We start from the raw sequence: 2,587 nt of genomic DNA on the forward strand, positions 1-2,587 counted from the left end.
GGGACCTCACATTCTTGTTACCGGTCAAGGCAAAATCTTAGGTAAGTTTGTCATTCTTTCTGTAGAGGAAAAACAAAGCGTTTTTCATCATAACGGCACCCCCAAAAAACAAGAATTTACGATAAAGTTGAGAGAATATGGTGAAGACCTATGAGTGATCTTTATATGACCAAAGATGGTGATATGGTTGATGCCATTTGCTGGAAATACTATGCAAAGGGTCAACAAGCCCTTGCTGTTGAACGCGTCTATGCAGCGAATTTGGGGCTTGCAGACTATGGACCCATTTTAAAAGCAGGCATCACGATACTCTTACCAACCCTCCCCTATCCGAAAGCCACACCAGTAATCAGAATTTGGGGTAGCAAATCATGAAACCTTTTTGCATGGTTCTGGCAAATGGAGAAGACATCACAAAAACGCTCATGGACTATGTTTTATCGATTGAAATTACCGATGAAGCAGAAAACAAAAGTGATCGTATTACCATAGAGCTTGATGACCGTGCGCGTGACAGTGATAACGGCTTTCTTGATATTCCTCTTATCGGGACAGTCATTTCTGTAAAACTTGGCTATGAAGGCGGAAAAAACCGCGATATGGGAGCCTATCTGATAGACGAAATCTCTGTAAGCAGCCCACCACAAAGCTTAAGCGTGACAGGGCGCGCCGCATCAATGAACACGTCTTACAGAACCCCCAAAAGCCAATCCTATCACCAGCAAACCCTTGGCAGTATTGTTCAAGAGATAGCAGAGCGTAATGGCTATACGCCAAAGGTTGATCCTTCTCTTGCAAAAATCGTTGTGCGACACATTGACCAAACAGCTGAAAGCGATATGGCTTTTGCTACACGCCTTGCAGAAGACTATGATGCGGTAGCAAAGCCCGTTGATGGTAAACTTGTTCTTGCCAAACGGGGTGAAGGCAAAGCCATCACCGGTGAAACACTCCCTATTATTGTTATTCATGAGAAACATTGCACCTCTTGGGATTTTAAATACAGTGCGCGTGATGAAGCAGGTGCAGCCAATGGCTTAGAAACGGATGTGGGAGACGACCAAAAAGCCGCGGCTGATGCACGAGAACCAGAAGAGATTGATGATGAAAACTTTATCCATATGGATAACAATGACAGAGCAACACCACCATCATCTGAATCGGAAAAAGCAGAAAAAGAATCGGAAAAGCAAGAAGAAGACAAAGAGAAGAAAGGCGGTGTTCTCGCAACCTATCATGATATCCGCACTGGTGAAAAAAAAGAAGTCAAAGTTGGTAATCCGCCGTTTCATGAACTCAAATATACCTACCACAACCAATCAGAGGCTGTTGCGGCCATTGCTGCTTATCGCAATAAATCATCACGCGGTAAGTCTTCTTTCTCATGTGATATCGGTGGTGATCCGTTTGTGCAAGCAGAAGCAAAGCTTGTTCAAGAGCCCCCTTTCCGCCCCTATATTCCAGCAGAATGGCGCATCAAGAGCGTTAAGCACAAACTTGATAAAACGGGTGGTTACACCACAAAAATAGAGTGCGAACTTTTTGATAAAGCGCAAGAAGATGCGGCTGGAAACGTTGCAAACACAACACCAGACAAGGATGATACCCTTGATCCAAACGCCCCACCAAACGCATGTGACGAAGGAGACGGCGTAATCCATATGGACGAAGAGGATACATGATAGGTTATAAACCAGATTTAGAGCCCCTCATTAAAAAGATTGCTTAAGTACCTCCCTTCCCCATCTTTAAAGGTGGGGAGGTAGTCAAGATGCTTCTTCTAAAGCCGCTTGTTCCTTACAATTATTTTGGATAGGCGTTAAGCTAATCTGCAAATTTAAAGCACTCAAAACACTAAGAAAAGTAGAAAGTCGTGGATCACCTTTATCGCTTAAAGAACGATAAAGAGACTCGCGATTTAGTCCTGTCTCTTGAGAAACAGTTGTCATTCCTTGTTTACGCGCAATAATACCTAATACATGTGCAATATAGCCACTATTTTTGGTTTCTAAAGCATCATCTAATAAAATCTTAAAGTCTTCAGGCGTATTAAAATATTCACTTACATCAAATTTAGTAATTTCCATGTTTCATTTCCTTTACTAATTGAAGGGCTTTTTCGATATCTTTTTGTTGTGTGGATTTATCACCAGCATTTAACAATAAAATGATTTGTTTTCCTTGTTTTACAAAATAAACCCGATAGCCTGGTCCATAATTTATTTTTAACTCACCAATACCACGGAAATATTTCACGTCTCCTAGAAGCCCATATTCAAGGCGGAAAATACGTGCAGCAATTTTCTTTTGCACTTGTTTGTCTTTTAATGAGTCTAACCACTCTGTAAAATAGTGTGTTTTTTTAACAATAAACATCTGTAGTTTATATGCTACAAAATTGATAATGTCAAATACATTCTTTTGTTCCAATGAAAAAGCGACATGAGTTTTAACAAGCTATCTTTCCGAATGGGAAAGATGTCAATTTTTTAATCCAGCTCTGCTTTTGCGGGGCTTTTTTTATGGAGAATCATATGCGAAAAATATCATCAGAAGGACTAGCACTTATCAAACAATGGGAAGGTTT

Annotated in this window: 5 protein-coding genes; 3 read left to right on the forward strand and 2 right to left on the reverse strand. The window is 40.8% G+C overall.

Translation table 11 applies throughout. The annotated features are described in order from the left end of the window. The 3 genes from ACFIJR_RS08795 to ACFIJR_RS08805 form a co-directional block, all read left to right on the forward strand. Nucleotides 1-154 (forward strand): phage tail protein (locus tag ACFIJR_RS08795; RefSeq protein WP_375654042.1); only part of this gene is annotated, 154 nt, incomplete at its 5' end. Continuing rightward, nucleotides 151-375, forward strand: coding sequence for a tail protein X (locus tag ACFIJR_RS08800; protein ID WP_273783422.1), 225 nt, complete (start codon nucleotides 151-153; stop codon nucleotides 373-375). The genes ACFIJR_RS08795 and ACFIJR_RS08800, both read left to right, overlap by 4 nt. Continuing rightward, nucleotides 372-1,682, forward strand: coding sequence for a contractile injection system protein, VgrG/Pvc8 family (locus tag ACFIJR_RS08805; RefSeq protein ID WP_375654041.1), 1,311 nt, complete (start codon nucleotides 372-374; stop codon nucleotides 1,680-1,682). Before ACFIJR_RS08800 ends, ACFIJR_RS08805 begins: the two co-directional genes overlap by 4 nt. Before the next feature lie 84 nt (nucleotides 1,683-1,766). Here ACFIJR_RS08805 and ACFIJR_RS08810 read toward each other — a convergent pair whose 3' ends face one another. Beyond that, nucleotides 1,767-2,087, reverse strand: a complete 321-nt coding sequence (locus ACFIJR_RS08810; protein WP_006589073.1) for an addiction module antidote protein — start codon at nucleotides 2,085-2,087, stop codon at nucleotides 1,767-1,769. Further along, nucleotides 2,074-2,376 (reverse strand): type II toxin-antitoxin system RelE/ParE family toxin, encoded by a 303-nt coding sequence (locus tag ACFIJR_RS08815; RefSeq protein ID WP_317994005.1) that lies wholly within the window; start codon nucleotides 2,374-2,376, stop codon nucleotides 2,074-2,076. Before ACFIJR_RS08815 ends, ACFIJR_RS08810 begins: the two co-directional genes overlap by 14 nt. Nucleotides 2,377-2,587 lie beyond the last annotated feature (211 nt).

It is taken from the genome of Bartonella sp. OD88NMGDW, assembly GCF_042193775.1.
Lineage (GTDB): Bacteria > Pseudomonadota > Alphaproteobacteria > Rhizobiales > Rhizobiaceae > Bartonella > Bartonella grahamii.